The sequence below is a fragment of the Glycomyces buryatensis genome (genome assembly GCF_004912275.1).
Lineage (GTDB): Bacteria > Actinomycetota > Actinomycetes > Mycobacteriales > Micromonosporaceae > Glycomyces > Glycomyces buryatensis.
On record NZ_STGY01000054.1, the window covers coordinates 1 to 18124 of the forward strand.

Annotated in this window: 16 protein-coding genes; 4 read left to right on the plus strand and 12 right to left on the minus strand. The window is 69.6% G+C overall.

From position 1 onward, the window contains the following. Together FAB82_RS13465 and FAB82_RS13470 are read right to left on the minus strand one after the other, a co-directional pair. Nucleotides 1–2801, minus strand: a 2801-nt coding sequence (locus FAB82_RS13465; protein ID WP_136535055.1) for a putative Ig domain-containing protein, incomplete at its 3' end; no start/stop codon positions are given. A 137-nt stretch (nt 2802–2938) separates the two neighbouring features. After that, nucleotides 2939–4975 (minus strand): glycoside hydrolase family 36 protein, encoded by a 2037-nt coding sequence (locus FAB82_RS13470; RefSeq protein ID WP_211116587.1) that lies wholly within the window; start codon nt 4973–4975, stop codon nt 2939–2941. 358 nt (nt 4976–5333) lie between these two features. Here FAB82_RS13470 and FAB82_RS13475 point away from each other — a divergent pair, with 358 nt between their 5' ends. Continuing rightward, nucleotides 5334–5678: a helix-turn-helix domain-containing protein gene (locus FAB82_RS13475; protein ID WP_136535152.1), complete on the plus strand. Its 345-nt coding sequence runs from the start codon at nt 5334–5336 to the stop codon at nt 5676–5678. Nucleotides 5679–5745: 67 nt separating this feature from the next. Here FAB82_RS13475 and FAB82_RS13480 read toward each other — a convergent pair whose 3' ends face one another. From FAB82_RS13480 to FAB82_RS13495, 4 genes are all read right to left on the minus strand, one after another. Continuing rightward, nucleotides 5746–6333: a ClpP family protease gene (locus tag FAB82_RS13480; protein ID WP_136535057.1), complete on the minus strand. Its 588-nt coding sequence runs from the start codon at nt 6331–6333 to the stop codon at nt 5746–5748. Then, nucleotides 6333–6959, minus strand: a complete 627-nt coding sequence (locus FAB82_RS13485) for a ClpP family protease (protein ID WP_136535058.1) — start codon at nt 6957–6959, stop codon at nt 6333–6335. The genes FAB82_RS13480 and FAB82_RS13485 overlap by 1 nt, the downstream gene beginning before the upstream one ends. A 135-nt stretch (nt 6960–7094) precedes the next feature. Continuing rightward, entirely contained in the window at nt 7095–8657 is a 1563-nt protein-coding gene (locus FAB82_RS13490; protein ID WP_136535059.1) for a carboxylesterase/lipase family protein, read from the minus strand. Nucleotides 8658–8714: 57 nt separating this feature from the next. Further along, nucleotides 8715–9713: a helix-turn-helix transcriptional regulator gene (locus tag FAB82_RS13495; protein ID WP_136535060.1), complete on the minus strand. Its 999-nt coding sequence runs from the start codon at nt 9711–9713 to the stop codon at nt 8715–8717. A 61-nt stretch (nt 9714–9774) separates the two neighbouring features. Between FAB82_RS13495 and FAB82_RS13500 the strand changes: the two genes are divergently transcribed. Beyond that, a complete protein-coding gene (locus FAB82_RS13500; protein WP_136535061.1) occupies nt 9775–11253 on the plus strand; it encodes an MFS transporter in 1479 nt (492 codons plus the stop codon). Nucleotides 11254–11336: 83 nt separating this feature from the next. Here FAB82_RS13500 and FAB82_RS13505 read toward each other — a convergent pair whose 3' ends face one another. Then, on the minus strand, nt 11337–12929 hold the full coding sequence (locus tag FAB82_RS13505; RefSeq protein WP_136535062.1) for a multicopper oxidase family protein: 1593 nt from the start codon (nt 12927–12929) through the stop codon (nt 11337–11339). Beyond that, nucleotides 12922–13380: a hypothetical protein gene (locus FAB82_RS13510; RefSeq protein WP_211116588.1), complete on the minus strand. Its 459-nt coding sequence runs from the start codon at nt 13378–13380 to the stop codon at nt 12922–12924. The genes FAB82_RS13505 and FAB82_RS13510 overlap by 8 nt, the downstream gene beginning before the upstream one ends. Nucleotides 13381–13465: 85 nt before the next feature. On the opposite strand from FAB82_RS13510, the gene FAB82_RS13515 reads away from it, so the two are divergent. Next, a complete protein-coding gene (locus FAB82_RS13515; RefSeq protein ID WP_136535063.1) occupies nt 13466–14344 on the plus strand; it encodes a LysR family transcriptional regulator in 879 nt (292 codons plus the stop codon). 83 nt (nt 14345–14427) lie between these two features. Here the strand turns inward: FAB82_RS13515 and FAB82_RS13520 are convergent, their stop codons facing one another. Next, nucleotides 14428–14838 carry a hypothetical protein gene (locus FAB82_RS13520; protein WP_136535064.1) on the minus strand — a complete coding sequence of 137 codons (411 nt, stop codon included), beginning with the start codon at nt 14836–14838 and terminating at the stop codon, nt 14428–14430. A 113-nt stretch (nt 14839–14951) separates the two neighbouring features. Continuing rightward, complete coding sequence (locus tag FAB82_RS13525) at nt 14952–15824, minus strand: SDR family NAD(P)-dependent oxidoreductase (protein ID WP_136535065.1); 873 nt, start codon at nt 15822–15824, stop codon at nt 14952–14954. Nucleotides 15825–15920: 96 nt separating this feature from the next. On the opposite strand from FAB82_RS13525, the gene FAB82_RS13530 reads away from it, so the two are divergent. Next, nucleotides 15921–16481 (plus strand): TetR/AcrR family transcriptional regulator, encoded by a 561-nt coding sequence (locus tag FAB82_RS13530; protein WP_136535066.1) that lies wholly within the window; start codon nt 15921–15923, stop codon nt 16479–16481. A gap of 51 nt (nt 16482–16532) precedes the next feature. Here FAB82_RS13530 and FAB82_RS13535 read toward each other — a convergent pair whose 3' ends face one another. Both FAB82_RS13535 and FAB82_RS13540 read right to left on the minus strand, forming a co-directional pair. After that, on the minus strand, nt 16533–17441 hold the full coding sequence (locus FAB82_RS13535; RefSeq protein WP_136535067.1) for a hypothetical protein: 909 nt from the start codon (nt 17439–17441) through the stop codon (nt 16533–16535). A 270-nt stretch (nt 17442–17711) separates the two neighbouring features. Then, a complete protein-coding gene (locus FAB82_RS13540) occupies nt 17712–18122 on the minus strand; it encodes a hypothetical protein (protein WP_136535068.1) in 411 nt (136 codons plus the stop codon). Between the last annotated feature and the right edge of the window lie 2 nt (nt 18123–18124).

Genomic DNA, 18124 nt, shown 5'->3' on the forward strand with positions numbered 1-18124 from the left:
TTGGTCACCCTGCCGTCCACGGCATCCGCCGAGGCCATCGTGACGTCGGAGATCGTTCCGGGGACCTCGCTGCGCTCGCCGAAGACGTGGAACTCGCCTATCGACCAGATGCCCGGGTAGGCCGGGTCGATCGGGGGGCCGGGGTTGTCGAGCTGGAGCTTGAAGTAGCGGTACTGCTCTCCCTGGTGCTCGTCGACCACCGGGATGGTCTCGAAATCGTTGGTGTCGCTGGTCTCTCGCGAGCTCAGCAGATCCCAGGTGATCCCGTCGTTCGAGCCGTACACGTTGGTGCCCTGCGAGCGCATCGGGAAGGCGAAGTTCGCCTGGAGGCCGATCTCCTCGGCCGCGACCCGGTATCCGGGGCCGAAGTCGAGGTAGAACGAGCCCGCCCGCACGTCGCCGTTCTTGTTGTACTTGCTGCCGTCGGCCATCGCCGCGACGGCGCCCTCGTTGAGGACGGTCGCGGTGACGAGCTCCGGGTAGTCCAGCGAGCCGTCGTCGAGCTGCGGGTTGAGCAGACTCAGGGCGGCGATCGTCTCCTGGAGCGCGGTGAAGGCCTCGCGGAACTCGGCGTCGGTCCCGGTGTCGGTGAGCGCTTCGGCGTCGGCCAGGGCGGCCTGGAAGGGCTCGTAGGTCGCGGCGGTGTAGACGGCGTCAGGGTCGACGGTGTCGTCGAGGAGCTTGTCGATCATCTCGGCGCGGTCCTCGGCCACGACCAGTTCGAAGGTCCGCGCGGCGACGGTCTCGCCGTCGTCGGCGACGACCTGCACCTCGTGCCGGCCGGCGTCGGCCTCGGTCGGGGTCCAGGACAGGGTCCCGGCGTCGAACGAGGCGCCTTCGGGCAGGCCCTGAGCCGTGTAGGAGACGTTCCCTCCGGTGTCGTCCGCGGCGAGGTCGAGCTTGGTCTCGGTGCCGGCGGTGAGGTAGAAGGGGTTGTCGGCCTGCTTGAACTCGGGCGCGGTCAGGTCGGTCTGCCCGGAGAGGATCACGCTGTGGAGGTCCACTGTGATTCCATCGGCGCCGGTGAGCCGGAAGAAGTTGAGGGTGTTGCCGCCCGCCGGATAGGCGATGTAGCGCCACTCGCCCCCGGTGTCGGGGAGTTCGCGCTCCGCGATCGTGTGCGCCGGTTCCTCGTTCGGATTGAGCCCGGTCGGCTCCTCGTTGGCGAGCACCTCCAGGTCCGCCGGGCCGTTGCTGCGGTACTTCAGACCGATCACGGTGTCCTGGCCGCGTTCCATGCGGGGCATGGCGCTGGTCGTGCCGGTTTCGCTGAGGCTCGCGCGGGCGAAGGTCTCATCGTCCTCGGTGACGTACTCGGTGCCGTCGTCGAGCAGGAGGGAGTTGTCGTCGAAGTGCAGCGTCGGGTTCTCGGGCTGAGCGGGCGGGGCGTTCCCGGCCAGCTCCTCGGGGAAGGCGACCCAGTACTCGGGGTTCTTGTCCCCCTGGGCCCAGAAGTTCGACACGCCCGTGCCGCGGTAGAAGATCGGGCCGTCCATTCGCGACGCCAGCAGCGACAGGTGCGGGGCCTCGGCCTCGAGGTCGACGCCGCGTTCGATCGAGTACTCGTAATAGAGCTCGGCGACGGAGATCATGTTGTACATGCGGCCGCGGTAGGCCTGCGAGATCGTGCCGTTCCAGCCGCGCTCGTCGATCCACGGGACCTGCCCGCCCATCATGAACTTGTACAGCTGTTCGGCGCCGTCGAGGAGGCGCCGGTCGAAGAAGTCGTAGGCGCTCACCGCATTGTCAGCGCTGGAGACGGTCCCATCCACGGGATCGACCTTGGTGCTCTGGACTTCCAGCATCCTGGCCAGGCCGGCGAAGTTGTCGACATTGGCCTCGCTGTGGGCGTTGTCGCGGCCCATCTCGCGGACCTGCACGAAGTCCTCGCCATAGGGGTTGTCCGGGTCGTCGGCCTCGATGAGCGGCATCTGCGGGACCATGGCGCCGTTGATGTAGTCGTCGAACGAGGTGTTCACCGTGTACCACTCGACGCCCGTGGCGTAGCCCTCGGTGTCGTCGGCATAGATCGCGGTCGCGATGCGCCCGAACAGCCCGAAGTTGTGCTGGTTCATCCACCTCTCGTTGGAGAAGTTGAAGACGTCAACGATCGGGTTCGCATAGTTGCCAAGCAGATTCGCGTCGTCGGTCTCGCTCCACACGACGTCGTAGCCGTCGTACTCGCCGGGGCTGTCGTCATCGAGGGGCTCGGTGGCGCGGATGATCTCGGCGGCCATGAGGTGCTGGTACAGCGGGTGTCCGGTGTGGATGTGCGCGTCGGGGAAGTACTTGTAGCCGTCGGGGTTCATGCTCGCCCAGGTGCGCAGGACCTGGATCGCGTTCTTGCGGTAGACCTCGTCACCGGTCATCGTCCACATGAGGGACTGGGTGAGGGCGCCGAAGGAGTCCCTGGTCTGACGGCCGCGCAGGCTCCCGTGGTTGTAGTTCGGATCGAGCGCCACGTCCGGCTCGGAGGCGGACTTCGAGTTCGACGCCCGGAAGGTCTTGGACGCGTGGCCAGTGGCCGCCATGGCGTCGAAGTAGGAGGCCCAAGGCTCCTGGCCGGTGCGGACCATCTCCTGGGCGTTGCGCAGGTCGTCGGCAGACAGGCCCACGCCGGGGTGGACGAACCCGGCGTCGCTGACCGTCTCGTTGATCTCCACGACATTGTCGGTGATGAGATCGGCGGCGCCCGCACCCTGGGCGGGCGCCGCCGTCGCGGTCAACGTCCCTGCCGCCACCGCTACCGCGGCGACTATCGAGCGCAGCCACCGGGGCCTGCGCTTCTCGACTTGCCTCATTGCAGAGTCCTCTCATGGGGGCGACGATGGATTGGGATATCGTTATCCATCTATCGGCACGATAGTCCGTGCGATCGTGCTTAGCAAGAGATCGTCTCGCCTTTTAGGCGAGGATATGGTTTTCCTGGTTTTTCCTGTCAGGTCCGTTCGGTGTCGAAGCGGAAGAGGCGGGCCGTGTGGCCGGGGACGGTGCGCAGCGTCAGGCCCCGTCTGTCGTGGTCGATCGCCCAGGGCGCCAGGGACTGCGGGAACACTTCGGTGACGGTGCCGCTCACGCCGGGGAGGTGGATGTCGGACGCGGCGTCGGCGCGGTCCCAGACGGCGAGCAGGGTTTCTCCGTCGCTGCAGTCCAGACCCAGGCAGACGACTTGGGCGTCCCAGGCCGGGAGTCCGAGCGGCCAGAACGGCACGGCGCGCGGGAGCCGGTCCCGCAGGCGCTTGTGGACGGCGACGGCGTCGGCCACGAGCGCCGACTGCTCGACTCGCAGCCGGTGCAGGAACCCCGAGAGGTACAGCCGCCCTGACAGGCCCGTGACCAGGGTGAACGCGGTCTCTTCGGCGGTCATGTCGGCATGGGGGTAGGCCCAGTTGCCGCACTGCTCGGGCAGGATCGTGGCCGGGGCGGCCGCGGCGATGGGCGGGTAGCGGCGGTAGTCCTGCTGGTCGGTGGTCGACTGGAGGTGGCTCACGGCGAGGAGCGCGGCGTCGGCGCGCATGGCGCCGGAGGAGCAGTTCTCGATGAGCAGGTCCGGGTGCCGGTGCTGGACGGCGGCGAGCCAGTCACGGAAGGCGCGGGTGTGCCCCAGGAGTCCGGCGCCCGGTGCGGCCCCGCGCCAGTCGGTTCCGACGCCAGGGTTGATGTTGTAGTCGAGTTTGAGGTAGGAGATCCCGTAGTCGGCGACGAGGTGGTCGACGGTGTCGTCGAGGTGGGCGCGGGCCGCCCGGTGGCGGAAGTCGAGGTGGTAGCGCTCGTGCTCCTGGACGCGGGCGCCGAAGCGGTGGAAGAACGCCTCGGCGGGAAGCGTCTGGGCCGCAGGGCTTTTGACGCCGACGACCTCGGGTTCGAGCCACAGGCCGCTGCGCATGCCGCGGGAGTGGATGCGGTCGATGACCTGCTTGAGTCCGCCCGTGAACCGGACGGGGGCTTCGCGCCACTCGCCGACGGTGGCCCACCAGTCGCCGATGGCGGGGTCGGCGAACCAGCCGGCGTCGATGCAGAAGTATTCGGCGCCGGCGGCCGCGGCCGAGTCGATGAGCGGGTTCAGCGCCTCGGTGGAGGGCTGGCCCATGAGGGTGTTCATGAAGTCGTTGTAGACGATCGGGAGCGCCGTGTCGGCCTCTCGCGGCTCGCGGGCCCAGCGGCGGTAGCGGGTCATCTCGGCCAGGGCGCCGTCGCGTCCGGCGTCCGAGAGGGCAAGGGCCACCGGGATGGTGGTGAAAGAGTCCCCGGGCTGGAGTTCGTGGGCGAAGTGGTGTTCGAGGTCGGTCGGGCCGAGCAGGCTGAGGACGGCGCCGGTGCGGGCCTGCGCGAGGTCGCACAGCCAGGTGGCGCTGGTCTCCAGCTGCCAGGCGAGGGCTTCGCCGCTGGCGGCGTCGGTCAGCAGGCCCGCGGCGAGGTGTTCGCCGGTGGACCAGGCGCCATGGCTGCCGTAGGAGAAGTGGCCGCGCCCGTCCTGGCCGTGGAAGGCCAGGTCGATGGAGGGAAGCAGGTCCCTCACGGGGGTGGTCCGCCAGCGGTTCTCGGCGAGCCATTCGCTGTGGGCGTATGCGAGTGCGAATCCGTCGAGCGCGGTTTCGCTGGTGCCGAGGCCGAAGGTCGCGGTGGAGGCGGCGGTGAGGACGACGGGGCCCGTGCCGGTGTTCTCGATGGTGCTCTGGATGCGGAGCGCGCGGGTGCCGTGGGGCCTGGTGAGGGTGGTGCGCACTTCGATGCCGGTGGTCTCGTCGCGCTGGGCGACGACGGCCGAGTCGGCGTCCGGGCTCTTGGCCGCCTCGTATCCGGTGCACCGCAGCCGGGTTCCGACGGCGGACCGGAAGTAGGCCTGGCTGGTTCGCTCCCGCTGCTCGTCGGCGGTGAAGATCTCCACCAGCGGCACGTCTGACCGTCCGAGCAGCGCCGACCGGTCGAGCCCGACCAGGGCGACGGGGCGGTCGGCGTCCCAGTCCAGTTCCACGAATGCCGGGCTCCCCAAGGGAGACAACGCTTGCCGAGAATCGCGCCCGGCTTCAAGTCCGATGGTGATGACTGGCTCCTCGATAGGGGTGGCATTCCGAAACAGCGGGCCCGCCAGACAATGGGGGCGGACCCGTTCCGAAGGATATCGTTATCCCAACGATACAGCCATCCCCCGCCCGCCGCATCCGCATATCAAGCCTGTTCAGCCGTGGGCGAAACGTATGGAACCGGCCCGTTCGTTCCGCCTACGGTGGGGTATGACCGATACCACGTCACTGTCCGAGACCTCCCCCGAGCCGGCCTCGAAGCAGCCATCGGCACCGCGGGGCCCGGCCGCACCGGCGCCGGGCGCACCGATGGACACACCGTCGGGAGTGCCGACGGGTGCACCGACTGGTGCGCCCGCCCGTGACGAGCCATTGTGGCGCGACGCGCTCGGTGAGCGGCTGCGCTGCGCGAGGCGCGAGCGCGGCGAGAAGTTGTCCGAGACCGCCGGCCGCGCCGGGATCTCGCCGCAGTACCTGTCCGAGATGGAGCGCGGCGTCAAGGAGCCTTCGAGCGAGATGATCGCGGCGGTCGCCGGGGCGCTCGACCTGTCGCTGGCCGAGCTGACCCTCGCGGTCGCCGAGCGCCTGCTCTCGACGCAGATCACCGCGTGCGTCGGGGCGAGCGCCCGGGCGGCATACGCCTTGGCGGCGTAGCCGACCCGAGCCCCAGCAGAATGAACGGACTCACCGGTCCCGGCGGGCCAAGGCCTGCCGGGACCGGCTACTTCTCTTCCATCATGTGGTCGATGAGCCCGTAGGCCTTCGCCGTCTCCGCGGTGAAGACGCGGTCCCGATCGGTGTCGGCCCGCAGCGTCTCGGGCGTCTGTCCGGTGTGCCGCGACAGGATGTTCTCGATGGCGGCGCGGACGCGGACGACCTCGTCGGCCTGCAGGATCAGGTCCGGGATCGTGCCGCGGCCCTGCGCCGCGGGCTGGTCCAGGATGACCCGCGCGTGCGGCAGCGCGGCCCGCTTCCCCGGCGCCCCGGCCGCGAGGAGCACGGCGCCGACCGCCACGGCCTGGCCCACGCACGTCGTCGCCACCTTGGAACGGATGTAGCGCATGGTGTCGTAGATCCCGAGCATCGCGTTCGGGTCGCCGCCTTCGCAGTTGATGTAGAGCTGGATGTCACGGTCGGGATTGGTGGCCTCGAGGTGGAGCAGCTGCGCGATGAGCGCATTGGCGACGCCGGCGTCGATCGCGGTGCCGAGGTAGACGATCCGCTCGCTGAGCAGGTGCGAGTAGACGTCCATGATCCGTTCGCCGCGCGGGTGGTTGGCGATGACGTTGGGGATGGCGTAGGTGCTCATCAGACGGCTCCTTCCACGGCCAGGCCCAGGCCGATGTTCCGGTGGATGCGCGGCGCGATCTCGTCGAAGGACGTCACCACCGCGTCGATGAACCCGTACTCCAGCGCCTCGCGGGCCGTGTACCAGCGGTCGTGCAGCGAGTCCTCGAAGACCTGGTCCATGCTCTGGCCGGTGTCCTCGGCGATGAGGCCCAGGACGGTGTCGCGGGTGTGCCGTAGATCGTTGGCCTGCAACTCGATGTCGACGGCGGTGCCTCCGATGCCGGCCGAGCCCTGGTGCATCAGCACCCGCGCGTGCGGCAGGGCGCGGCGTTTCCCGGGTGTTCCGGCGGAGAGCAGGAACTGGCCCGCGCTGCACGCGATGCCCACCGCCAGTGTGGACACCGGGCAGGGGACGATCCGCATGATGTCGCGGATGGCCAGCATCGACGGGACCGAACCGCCCGGGGAGTGGATCCACAGCGCGATGTCCGCCGACGAGTTCTCCGCGGCGAGCGCCATCATCTGCGTCGCCAGCAGGGTCCCGTTGTCGTCGTCCAGTACGCCGTCGAGGACGAGCACCCGCTGCTGGTACAGCTCGCGGCGCGCCCGTTCATTGAACATCGGTGGTCTCGATTCTTCGCTCATGACTCCACGGTGCGCCGCGTTCCCCCAGTGCGCCACCGAATCCGCCCTGAGCGGATCCGCTGTGAGCAGCGTGGCGGCACAGAACAGGCCCGAGCCCCCGCCGGGCGGTCCGGTGGGGGCTCGGCCGGGAGGCGGTCAGAGGCGGGGAATCCAGAATCCGCAGTGGTGTCCCTCAGAGATTCGGATCGGTTCGATCGTGTCCACGGCGAACGAGGTCGCATTGTCGCGCCGGTATTCGTCCCAGCCGCCGCCCGGGTCGCCGGTCCAGGCGAATGTTCCAAAGTGTCCGGTCAGCGTGTCGGCCAGGGCCAGCTGGTCGCCGGTGGGCGGCACGGGGTCGGACCGGTTGTCGAAGTAGTACCGGTCGTCGGCGCCGTGCCTGGCGCCCTGCGGGAATTCGGTCTCGGGCTCCTCGAGCGGCTGGGCGAACTCGTAGGCGTACACCGGGGCGCCGTCCTCGGCCGCTTCGAGCGCCGGCAGCTGCGAGCAGGTGCCGACCAGGCCGCCGTAGTCGGTCAGCAGCGTCGCCAGTGCGAGGCTCGGTGTCGGGAACTCGTCCAGCGGGTACTTGCCGAGGATCCTCTGAGTGTCCCTTGCGCCGAACAGGTCTTCGATGATGTCCGGGTACTGCGCTGCGGTGACCGGGTTTCCCGGCCAGACGTACGTCTTGGCGACGGCCAGGCGCGCTTCATCCTTGGTGGATCCGTGAATGAGCGGTACGTCCGCGGCCGCGCCGCTGCGCAGTGCTTCGAGCGGTTGGGTCGGCAGGGCCTCGGTGCCGGCGACCGGGAACCACGGATAGTCGGATCGGTAGCGGGTGACGTGGCCGATCTCGTCGGCCCGGTAGGGAACGAAGTCGGCCAGGTCGGCCTCGTACAGACACTCGAGGGCCTGCGCGGCGTCGGTGCAGCCGAGTTCGTTGGCCATGGCCGTGCCCCGCGATTCGGCCTCTTCGACCGTCAGGGCCGTATTGGCGCAGCTCGCGCTCTGGACGATGGCCTTGTCGAACAGCGCTGCTGCGCCGGGTGCGGCGAGCTGGGCACAGACGGCGTTCGCGCCACCGGACTGGCCCCAGAGGGTGACATTGCCCGGGTCGCCCCCGAAGTCGGCGATGTTCTCCTCGACCCAGCGCAGCGCCTCCTGTTGGTCGGCGAGCCCGAAGTTGCCCGCGTAGGGGTCGTCCAGGTCGGGATGGGCGAGGAATCCGAGCGCCCCGAGCCGGTAATTGGCCGTGACGACGATGACGTCGGAGCCCTCGACGATCCGGGTCGGGTCATAGGTCGCGCCTTGGCCGCTGATGAGGCCGCCGCCGTGGAGGTACACCATGACCGGCACGGGCCCTTGAGGATCGAGTGGTGCGTCGACATTGAGGTAGAGGCAGTCTTCGCTGCCCGCGACGGGGTTGCCGGTCTGCCAGTCCGCTTGCGGGCACATCGATCCGGGCTCGGTCGCGTCGCGGATGCCGGTCCACGGCTCGACCGGTTCGGTTGCCCGCCAGCGCAGGTCGCCGACGGGTGGGGTGGCGTATGGGATGCCGAGGAACGTGCGGTGGCCTTCGGTGACGGTGCCGCGCAACGATCCCGACGAGGTTTCGACGAGTGACGGGTCCCCGGTTTCGGCGTATGAGACGCCGGCCGTCGCCAGGACGACGGCGCCGACCAGTGCGGCCGCAAGGATTTTGAGAGATGTGGTGAACATGGAGTCCACGCTGCCGAAGCGCGGCCGGATCCGCGTCGACTTTGGAGCGTATTCGCGCTACGTCGTTTCACGTATCGCGGACCCGGCCGCCTTGTACCGTTGCGCCAGTTCCGCGCAGGCGTCGATGAGTTCGGGCGGGCCGATCACCTCGAAGTCCGCTTCGAAGGTGCCGAAGAGGGCCGCCAGGCCGATCCATGACCACGCCCCGAGGGTGAGCCGGCACCGCTTGGGGCCGAGCTCTTCGACGATCGCCCCGCCGGGCGCCCAGCGGGCGACCAGTGACGCCGACGTCTCCAGGACGGCCTCACCGTAGCATTCCCATGCGTCCGCCGTGTCGCCGCGATCGGCCTGGCTCCGCACGTATTCGGCGAGGTCGGCCGCGGGCGGGGTGCGGGGCGAGAAGCGAAGGCCCGTCCGCATTCTGGGGGTGATGCGGTCGACGCGGAAGGTCCGCCATTCGTCGGCGTCGAGGTCCCAGGCGACGAGGTACCAGCGGCCGCTCCAGACGAGCAGGTGGTGCGGTTCGACTCGCAGCGGGGGCGCCCATGCGTCCCCTGCGGCTGCTTCGGCTGCGGCGTAGTCGAATTGGAGGACCTCCTTGCGGCGCACCGCGTCGCTGACCGCGTCGAGCGCCGTCGCGTCGACGGGCGGCGCGAGGAACTCCCAGGAGTTGGTGACGGAGGTGACCTGCATGGTGTCGATCTTGTGGCGCAGCCCGGCGGGCATGACCTGCCGGATCGTGGTCAGCGCTCTCGCGGCGGCCTCCCGGCTGCCGGTGACGGTCTGCGGGGCGAGCTGGAGTGCCAGCGCGACGGCGACCGCTTGGTCGCCGTCGAACAGCAGCGGCGGGAGGTCGGCCCCGGCGCCGAGGCGGTACGCCGCTCCGGGGCCCTTGGTGGCGTCGACGGGATAGCCGAGCTCGCGCAGCCGGTCGATGTCCCGGCGGACGGTCCGCACGTTGACCCCGAGCCGTTCGGCCAGGTCCGGCCCGGCCCATTCGGGGCGGGACTGGAGCAGGGAGAGCAGCAGGAGCAGTCGTGCCGCGGTGTCCGTCATCCGGCAATTCTTCCAGCAATGGCGGGCGGTACCTGTCCTCTTCACCGGGCACGGTGTCGGCATGACAGTTACCACCGAATCGGGCCCCCGCCCGAGCAAGCCTCCATCGCCCGCCACCGTGATCGGCGGCCGCGCGGCCGTGATCGCCGTCGTCGTCGTGCTCGTCGCGGATTTCATGGACCTGCTCGACGCCACCATCGTCAGCGTCGCCGCCCCCGATGTCATGCGCGATCTCGGGGCGGGCGAGTCCGCGCTCCAGTGGACCGTCGCTGGATACACCCTCGCCATGGGCGCCACCCTCATCACCGGTGGCCGGGTGGGCGACCAGTTCGGGAGGCGGCGGGCGTTCCTGGTCGGCCTGGCGGGCTTCGCGATCGCGTCGGCCCTATGCGCCCTTGCGCCGAATCCCGGGTTCCTGATCGCCACCCGCGTCCTCCAGGGCCTGGCCGGGGGCCTGATGGTCCCGCAGGTGTTCGGCGTCATCCGCTCCTCGCTCGCCCCGGGCGCTCGGGCGAAGGCGTTGGGCGCCTATGGGGCCGTGCTGAGCCTCGCGTCCGTGGCGGGGCCGCTGCTCGGCGGTTTCCTCGTCGACGCCGACCTGTTCGGTCTCGGCTGGCGCGCCATTTTCTGGGTGAACGTGCCCATCGCGGCCATCGGCATCGTCCTCGGCGCGAGGTTCCTCCCGGACTCCCGGTCGGGTGAGCGGACGCGGCTCGACCTGCTCGGTGCCGCGCTGGGCGCCGTGGCCGCGGTGCTCATCCTGCTGCCCCTGATCCAAGGGCCCGAATGGGACTGGCCCTGGTGGAGCTTCGCGATGATCACCGCGGGCATCGCCTGCGGGGCGGCGTTCCTGGGGTGGGAGCGTCGGGTCGCCGCGCATGGACGGCGGCCGGTCTTCGATCCAGCGCTGCTGCGGGTGCGGGCGTTCTCCGGCGGCCTGGCCGCCTCGGCGCTGTTCTTCGGCGCGATCGCGGCGTTCTTTCTCCTGTTCGCCATGTACCTCCAGATCGGCACGGGCAGAACGGCTCTGGAGACCGGGCTGGTCATCCTCCCCTACGCGATCGGCGCGCTGGTGACCTCCGGCATCGGTGTCCAGTTCGCGACGAAGGCCGGTCGCGCCCTGCTGATCGGCGGTTCGCTGGTGCTCGCCGCGTCCCAGCTGCTGCTCATGTTCATCGTCCGCGCCGATCCGGACCCCGGCTACTGGCTGCTGGCGCTGCCGCTGTTCATCGGGGGCCTCGGGCTCGGTCTGACCTCGCCGTCGCTGATCAATGTCATCCTGGCCGGTGTCCCCGGCCGGGACGCCGGTTCGGCGGGGGCGGTGCTCACCACCGTCAGCCAGATCGGCAGCGCGACCGGCGTCGCTCTGCTCGGCGCGATCTTCTTCGAAACGCTCGACGACGCCTTCGCTTTGGGCGCAGCGGGTCTCGACGGATACGGGGACGCGTTCCTGGCGATCATGCCGTGGCAGATCGGGTTCTATGTGGCCGCGGCGGCGCTCATGCTGCTGCTTCCGAAACGCGCCGCGTCCGGGGCCTGACTCGATGTGTGCCCCGCACCTACGGCGCGAGCCGCAGGGTCTTCGGGTTGATGCAGCAGTGCGGGCGCGGCCGCTCGGTGTCCTCAGAGGATTTCAAGGTTGGCCATCATGCCCATGTCCTCGTGTTCGGCATTGTGGCAGTGGAAGAGGAAGCGGCCGCGGTAGGCGTCGAAGCGGGTGATGATCTCGGCGGACTCCCCCGGACGCAGGGAGACAGTGTCCTTCAGGCCCGCGTCGTGCGGCAGCGGTTCGCCGCCGCCGCGCGTCAGGACGCGGAACCCGACCAGATGCAGATGGATCGGGTGGTGGACGTCGGCGACGAGCCGCCAGATCTCGATATCGCCGTGGCGGGCGGTGACATCGGTGCGGCCGGGGTCGAACGGCAGGCCGTCGATGAGCCAGCCGTGGCGCCCGTCCATGCGGCCCGCGCGGAACGCGAAGTCGCGCACCACGGCCGCCTCGGATCGATCCCATTCAGGGAGGTCATCGGCGAGCATCTCGGGGATCGGCGCGCCGGATCCCTCGCGCACCACCTTGAACTGCATGACGTCGGCGCAGCGGCCGGTGCCGAGCCGGTTGGCCAGCCGCACCTTGGCGCCGACCGGCAGGTCCCCGAAGTCGATCAGGAGGTCGTACCGTTCGGCGGGGCCGATAGGCAGGCTCTCGTGCCGCACCGGGGCCGCGAGCAGGCCCTGGTCGGCGCCGATCTGGACGAGCAGCAGCCTCCGGCCGTCGTCGGCGATGGCCTCGAGTTCGTAGTGCCTCGCGTTGGAGCCGTTGAGGACCCGCAGCCGGTAGAGCCCGGTGTCCACTTCATACTCGGGCCACGGCGCGCCATTAACGAGGATGACGTCGCCGAGGACGCCCGCGAGGTACGGCTCCTCGACGCCGATCTCGCCGGTCAGCGTGGAGTCGAGCGAGGGGTAGGCCAGCTGCCCGTCGGCGTCGAAGGCGCGGTCGGCGATCATCAGCGGCACCTCGTGGTCGCCGCCGGGCAGGTCGAGGGCGTCCTCGACGTCGTCGCGCACGAAGTGCAGCCCGGCCAGCCCCCGCCAGATCGCCGGAGCGGTGAAGTCCATCCGGTGGTCGTGGTACCAGAGCATCGTCGCGCGCTGGTCGAGCGGGAACCCGTACTCGCGCTCCACATCGGAGACCACCGCCCGCTCGTCCGACATGCCGTGCCCGCCATGGCCACCGGAACGCTCCGGCTCGGTCCATCCGGCGGGGAGCACCAGGTCGGTCGGGTACCCGTCGGAGTCGGCCGGGGTGCGCCCGCCGTGGAGGTGGACGACGGTGGGCACCGGCAGTTCGTTGCGGTGCGCCACGGTGACGTGGCGGCCGCGCTGGGACTCGATCGTGGGTCCGGGGAACGACCCGTCGTATGTCCATAGTCGAGTTGAGATGCCGGGCAGGATCTCGGCGTCGACCTCGCGCTGCACGATCTCGTACCGTTCCTCATCGGCCCCGGACTCCACGGGCGCGAGGACCGACGGGATCGGCAGCGGCACCGAGAACGCCTGGGGCAGCGGCACTTCGCTGCGCAGCTGCGCCCCGGTCTCGGCGGGGCGCCGCGCCCATCCGGCCGACAGGGCGAGACCTGAGGCGGCTACGAGTCCGAGTCCCGCGCCGATACCCAGCATCCGCCGCCGCGAGACCGGCGTCCTCCGCTCAGCCATCGGTGCGCACCGCCTTGCGGCGGCGCGGCAGGGGCCGCATCCACACCGCCGCGAACACCGCGGCGATCCCCGCGACCAGTGCCACGCCCAACGGGAAGTGCAGCCACAGCGCGCCGTCCAGGCCCGCGAAATACTGCGCGGTCGCCCCAATGGTCAGTGCGACCGAGGCCCAGAACGGCCACGCCCGGCGCGCCCGGATCCAGACCGCGACGGCGGCACCGATCTGCGCGATGCCGATGAAGGACACCAGGTCCGCGCCGATCACGTGCCACGAGAGCCCGTCGAAGTCGCCGCTGAGGTACACCCCGGCGAACACCGGTTGGGCGAATCCCGCGACCAGGTGCGCGGTCGCGACCGCACGTAGCACCCAGCCGCTGACCGCCGTGCGCTCACGCTCGGGAGGGGCCTGATCCGCCGCCACGGGTTCGGCAGCCGTCGATTGCAGTTCCATGGAACCCAGATTATGACTGTGGAGTTAAGTCAGCAAAGACCAATATCGCTATGCTGTTATAACCGTTTCGGCATGAGAGGAACCCATGGAGCTCAATGGACTACGCCAGTTCCTCGCGGTCGCCCGCGCCGGGCACCTCAGCCGCGCCGCCGCCGAACTGCGCGTCGCCCAGCCCTCGCTGAGCCGCACCATCGCCCGCCTCGAAACCGAGCTCGGCACTCCCCTGTTCGATCGGGCGGGCCGGTTGCAGCTCAACGACACCGGCAAGATCTTCGCCGACCACGTCGAACGCGCCCTCGGGGAACTGGAGGCGGGCCGCCGCGCGGTCGCCCAGGCCCTGGACAGCGGCCCGGGCGGCGTCCGGCTCGCCTCGGAGACCTTCCTGCCCCTCACCGGTCCGCTCGCCGCGTTCAAGGCCGCGCACCCGGACATCGACATCCAGCTCCACCAGATGTCGACGAGCGAGATGGAGCAGGCCCTGCGCGCCCAGGAGGTCGACCTCTGCCTGGCCTCGCAGGCGGTCAACGCGCCGCGGATCACCTCGGAAGTCGTCCACGTCGAACGGGTCTGGCTCGCGACGCCGCCGGGACACCGCCTCGCCGGCGCGGCCGAGGTGCGGATCGAAGACCTCGCCGACGAACCGTTCGTCACCACCAGGCCCGGCCAATGGCAGCGACGCCACCTCGAATGGCTGTTCTCGGACCGCAACCTCGAGCCGCGCATCATCTGCGAGACCGACGAGCCCGCCGCCACCTACGCGCTCGTCCGAGCCGGGCTCGGGCTGTGCCTGTTCCCAACGATCGCCCGCCAGGGCGGTTTCGAGGAGGGCGTCTCCTGGGTCGGCATCGACCACCCGCACTGCAACCGGACCCTGAGTCTCCATTGGACGAGCGACGACAACCTGTCCGCGGCCGCGCGCCTCATGCGGTCGCAGATCACCGAGTGGGACTGGGACATCGCTTAGGGAGTGCTCGAACCCGCGAAACCGCCGTGTCGCAAGGACCTTCGCGGTTCCTTGCGACACGGCGGCGCGCCGTCGCATGCCGATCAGGCGGCGTCGAGGGCGGCGGTGATCTTGCGGGTCATCTCGGCCATGGTCGGGCTGGGCGCGCCCTTGTGGGCCCGGGTGGCCGCCTCGATCGCGACCAGGACGGTGGAGCGGAAGTTGTCGACCTCCGCCGCGTCCTGCTCCTTGAGGATGGCGACCGACGCGGTCAGCGCCGGCAGCACCTGGTCGGCCAGGGCCGCACTGGACTTGTGGTCGAGCTTGAAGTCCTTCTGCTTCTCGGCCAGGACATGCCCGGTCAATCCCGTGGCCGAGGCCAGCGCGAGCGAGCCGTCGGTGGCGACCTTGTGGGCCGAACCGGCGATCCCGGCGTAGGACATGAGCGTCACGGCGCCGAAGGCGGCGGTGCGGAGGGTGGACTTGTTCTCGGCGGTGAGAGTAACGATCGACATGATGTGTTCCTTTGCGGTTGTGCGGTTTTCGTTGATGAGGCAACTATGGGCACCGCCCCTGACACCGCACTGACGTCGCCCTGACAGGGCCGCTGTCACGGCGTTCTACCTGTTCACCGCCCGACGAGGCGGGCGCTCTCGTCCCAGAGTCGGTCGCACCGCGCCGGGTCGGTGGTGTGCGGCGCGGTGGCGACGGCCTTGCGTTTGACGAAGAACTGCCCGGTGACCCCGTCGAGTTCCGGTGCGGTCGCCAGCCAGGTCGGCGTGTCGGCGCCCGCCTCGGGGCCGCCCGGCGAGAACAGCAGCTGCGAGATCGCCCCGAATGCCCGCAGCAGGCCACGGTTGTGTTTGAGGCCCAACCTGGTTCCCCGGATGATGCCGGGGTGCGCGCCATTGACCGTGATCGCGGTGCCGCGGAGCCGACTGGCCAGGGCGTAGACGAACATGGCGTTCATGTTCTTGGTGCGCGCGTAAGCGGTGAACGGCTGGAAACTGCGCACCGCGCCGAGGCCCCGGCTGGTGTTCCGTTCCAGGTCGTCGACGTCGATCGGCACTCGTGCCAGCGCCCGCGGCGAGCCGCCGACCACCACGAATCGCGCGCGCCGGGCGCCGATGGGCTCGACCAGTGAGTTCAGCAGCACGTAGGGCGCGAGGTGGTTGGTGGCCAGGGTCCGTTGCAGCCCTTCGGGGGTGTGGTCGGCGATATCGGCGATGACCGCGGCATTGCAGACCACGACGTCCGGGGGCGGGTCGGCCAGGCGCTCGGCGAGGCCGCGGACCTCGCTGAGCAGCGACAGGTCGGCGTGTTCGGGCCGCACGTCGGCGTCCGGGACGTCGGCGAGGATGCGCCGCCGTGACTGGTCGAGCCGTTCCTCACTGCGGCCGACGAGGACGACCCGCATCCCCGCTGCCGCGAGATCGCGGGCGATCGCCTCGCCGATGCCGGAGGTGGCTCCGGTGACCACGGCATTCTTTACCGAAGGCATTGGGTCACTTCCCTTCCAATTCGCTGAAGATCGAATGTTAGGTTGATGTCGTCAACCTAATCCAGCAGGTTGACGTTGTCAACCATGGAAGAAACAATGACCAGCACACGCGAGGCAATGGTGGGGGCGGCCGCCCAGCTCCTGGACGAAGGCGGGGTCGAAGCGGTGACCCTGCGCGATGTCGGTCGACTGGTGGGGCTGTCGCACAACGCGCCCTACAAGCACTTCGCCGGCAAGGAGGCCCTGCTCGCCGCAGTGGCGGCCCGGGAACTCCAAGGGCTGCACTCGGCATTGAGCGAATCGCCCAGGGCCCCACTGCGAACCGTGCTCCACGACTACATCGACTGGGCGCTGCGCTATCCGGCCCGGTTCAAGCTCGTGTTCGGGCCGTGGACCATCGACTCCGACGAGCTAGCCGAGGCCGCGACGCTGACACAGTCCAGCTTCCTCGACCTCGTCGCGACCGCCCAAGCGGACGGCGCACTCCCGCCCGGCGACACCGTCCGCCTGGCCTCGCTGCTCCGCGCGCTCACCCACGGCGCCGCCGACCTCGCGCTGGCGGGCCACATGAATGGAGAGGGCAAGGGCAATGCCTCCCCGGCCGAGCTGGTAGACGACCTGCTCGGATACCTGCGGGACGCCACAGCCGGAAAATGAGCGCTTCCCGTCCGCCAGAGACCCGGTAAACGGGGAGCCATCCCAGCTCGATCAAGCGGCCGGGCTCGAGCACGGCGGCTTCGTGATTCCCAGGAAGAACACGGCGGCCACGAGCAGTCCGAGGCCCCACACCGTATATCCGGGGATGACCATCAGCGTCCACCAAAGTGGGAACTCCGCGCTGAAGTCACCGAGGATCGTGTAGGTGCCGCCAACAAGTCCGAAGTAGGCACTCAGTCCGCCTCCCACCAGGAAGGCGGGCACCAGGACGATCCACCGGGGCACGTCGCGTCCGGCGAACGGGAGGACCCATCGGGGCCAGATCCGACCCCATCGGTGCACGAGGGCGAGGGGGAGGAGTGACCCTGCGGCCGTGTAGAGGACGAGGAAGACGAGGCCCGACGGTTCCGTCGGCGGCCAGGGCAGCCCCGTGATCAGTTCGGCGGCGAGCCGGACCACGGCTCCGGTCAGTGCGCCGTACGCACCGGCGTACGCCCACCACGGGGCGGGGCCGGTCCGGAGGGTGCCGGGATGTGCGGCCGGCAGCCTCCCGCACCGCGAGCAGGCACCGCGGGCACGACGCTGGGCCGCAATGGTGCCGAGGACGGTGAGCACCCCGCAGGCGACACCGAGCCCGCGGATGAGGAATCCGGTCCAGTCGGAGGCGGCGAACTCGCCGAACAGCATCGACGCGAGGTCCAGTGCGAACATGAACGAGTAGAGGATCATGCCGATCCCGGCTGCCCAGCCGAGAGCGACGATGGCCCACGGATGGCGGTTCTCCCGAAGGAAGAGCAGGCTCGCGGCCAGGGCTGCCACTGCGATGGCGACGGGCGTCCAGATTCCTGGGATGAACGATTCACCGAACGAGTCGAAGTGTGGCGCTCCCGCGATCGCCCACCAAACGTGAACGGCCGCATATACGGCGAGAAGGAACGGCGTCAAGCGTCTCGGTGACATGGAGCAAGTCTCCAGAGAGGTGTGCGGGCAGCGCCTCCCCCGGGACGGGGAACCGTCTCCCCCATGCAGGTGATCGATTCTCCTGCCGCCGAAGGGCATGCCCACCGCTTTCTGGGCGCATCAGACTAAGCACCTGAACCGGACCTGCACCCGAACCGTTGCGGCGCAACGACTCCGCATTGGAATGGGCCGGGCCGGTCGATTCCCACCGATCGATCGGCCCGGCATTCGGGTGAAGTCAGGTTGAAGGTGCTGTCCTCCTGGGTGGGGTCAGGCGGGCGGGTCGGTCCACCTTGGGGTGAAGCGGCGGAGCCATTGGACCGCTCGGCCCTTAGAGCGGGACTCGCGGATCACGTGGTGATCGAGGCAGTTCCAGTAGCAGGCGACGGCGAGTTGGACGATGCGGTCGGCTCGGTCGTGCTTGGCGGCCCAGGCCTCCTCGTCCAGGAGGGTCGCGTAGGACGGCTGGATGCGCTCCAGTCGGATGACCGCGCCGATCGGCTGGTACTTCCGCTCGACGGCGGCCACATAGACCTTGTCCTCGTTCCCCTCTGGGAGGAAGAACTCCAAGGTCCGGCCGTCGACAATGATCTCGGCGATCTTGCTCCCGGTCGGCCCGTTGGGCAGGTCGTCGGGGTGGTCTTTGACCCGGTCTTGGGCACTGTTCTTTCTGCGGTTCATGA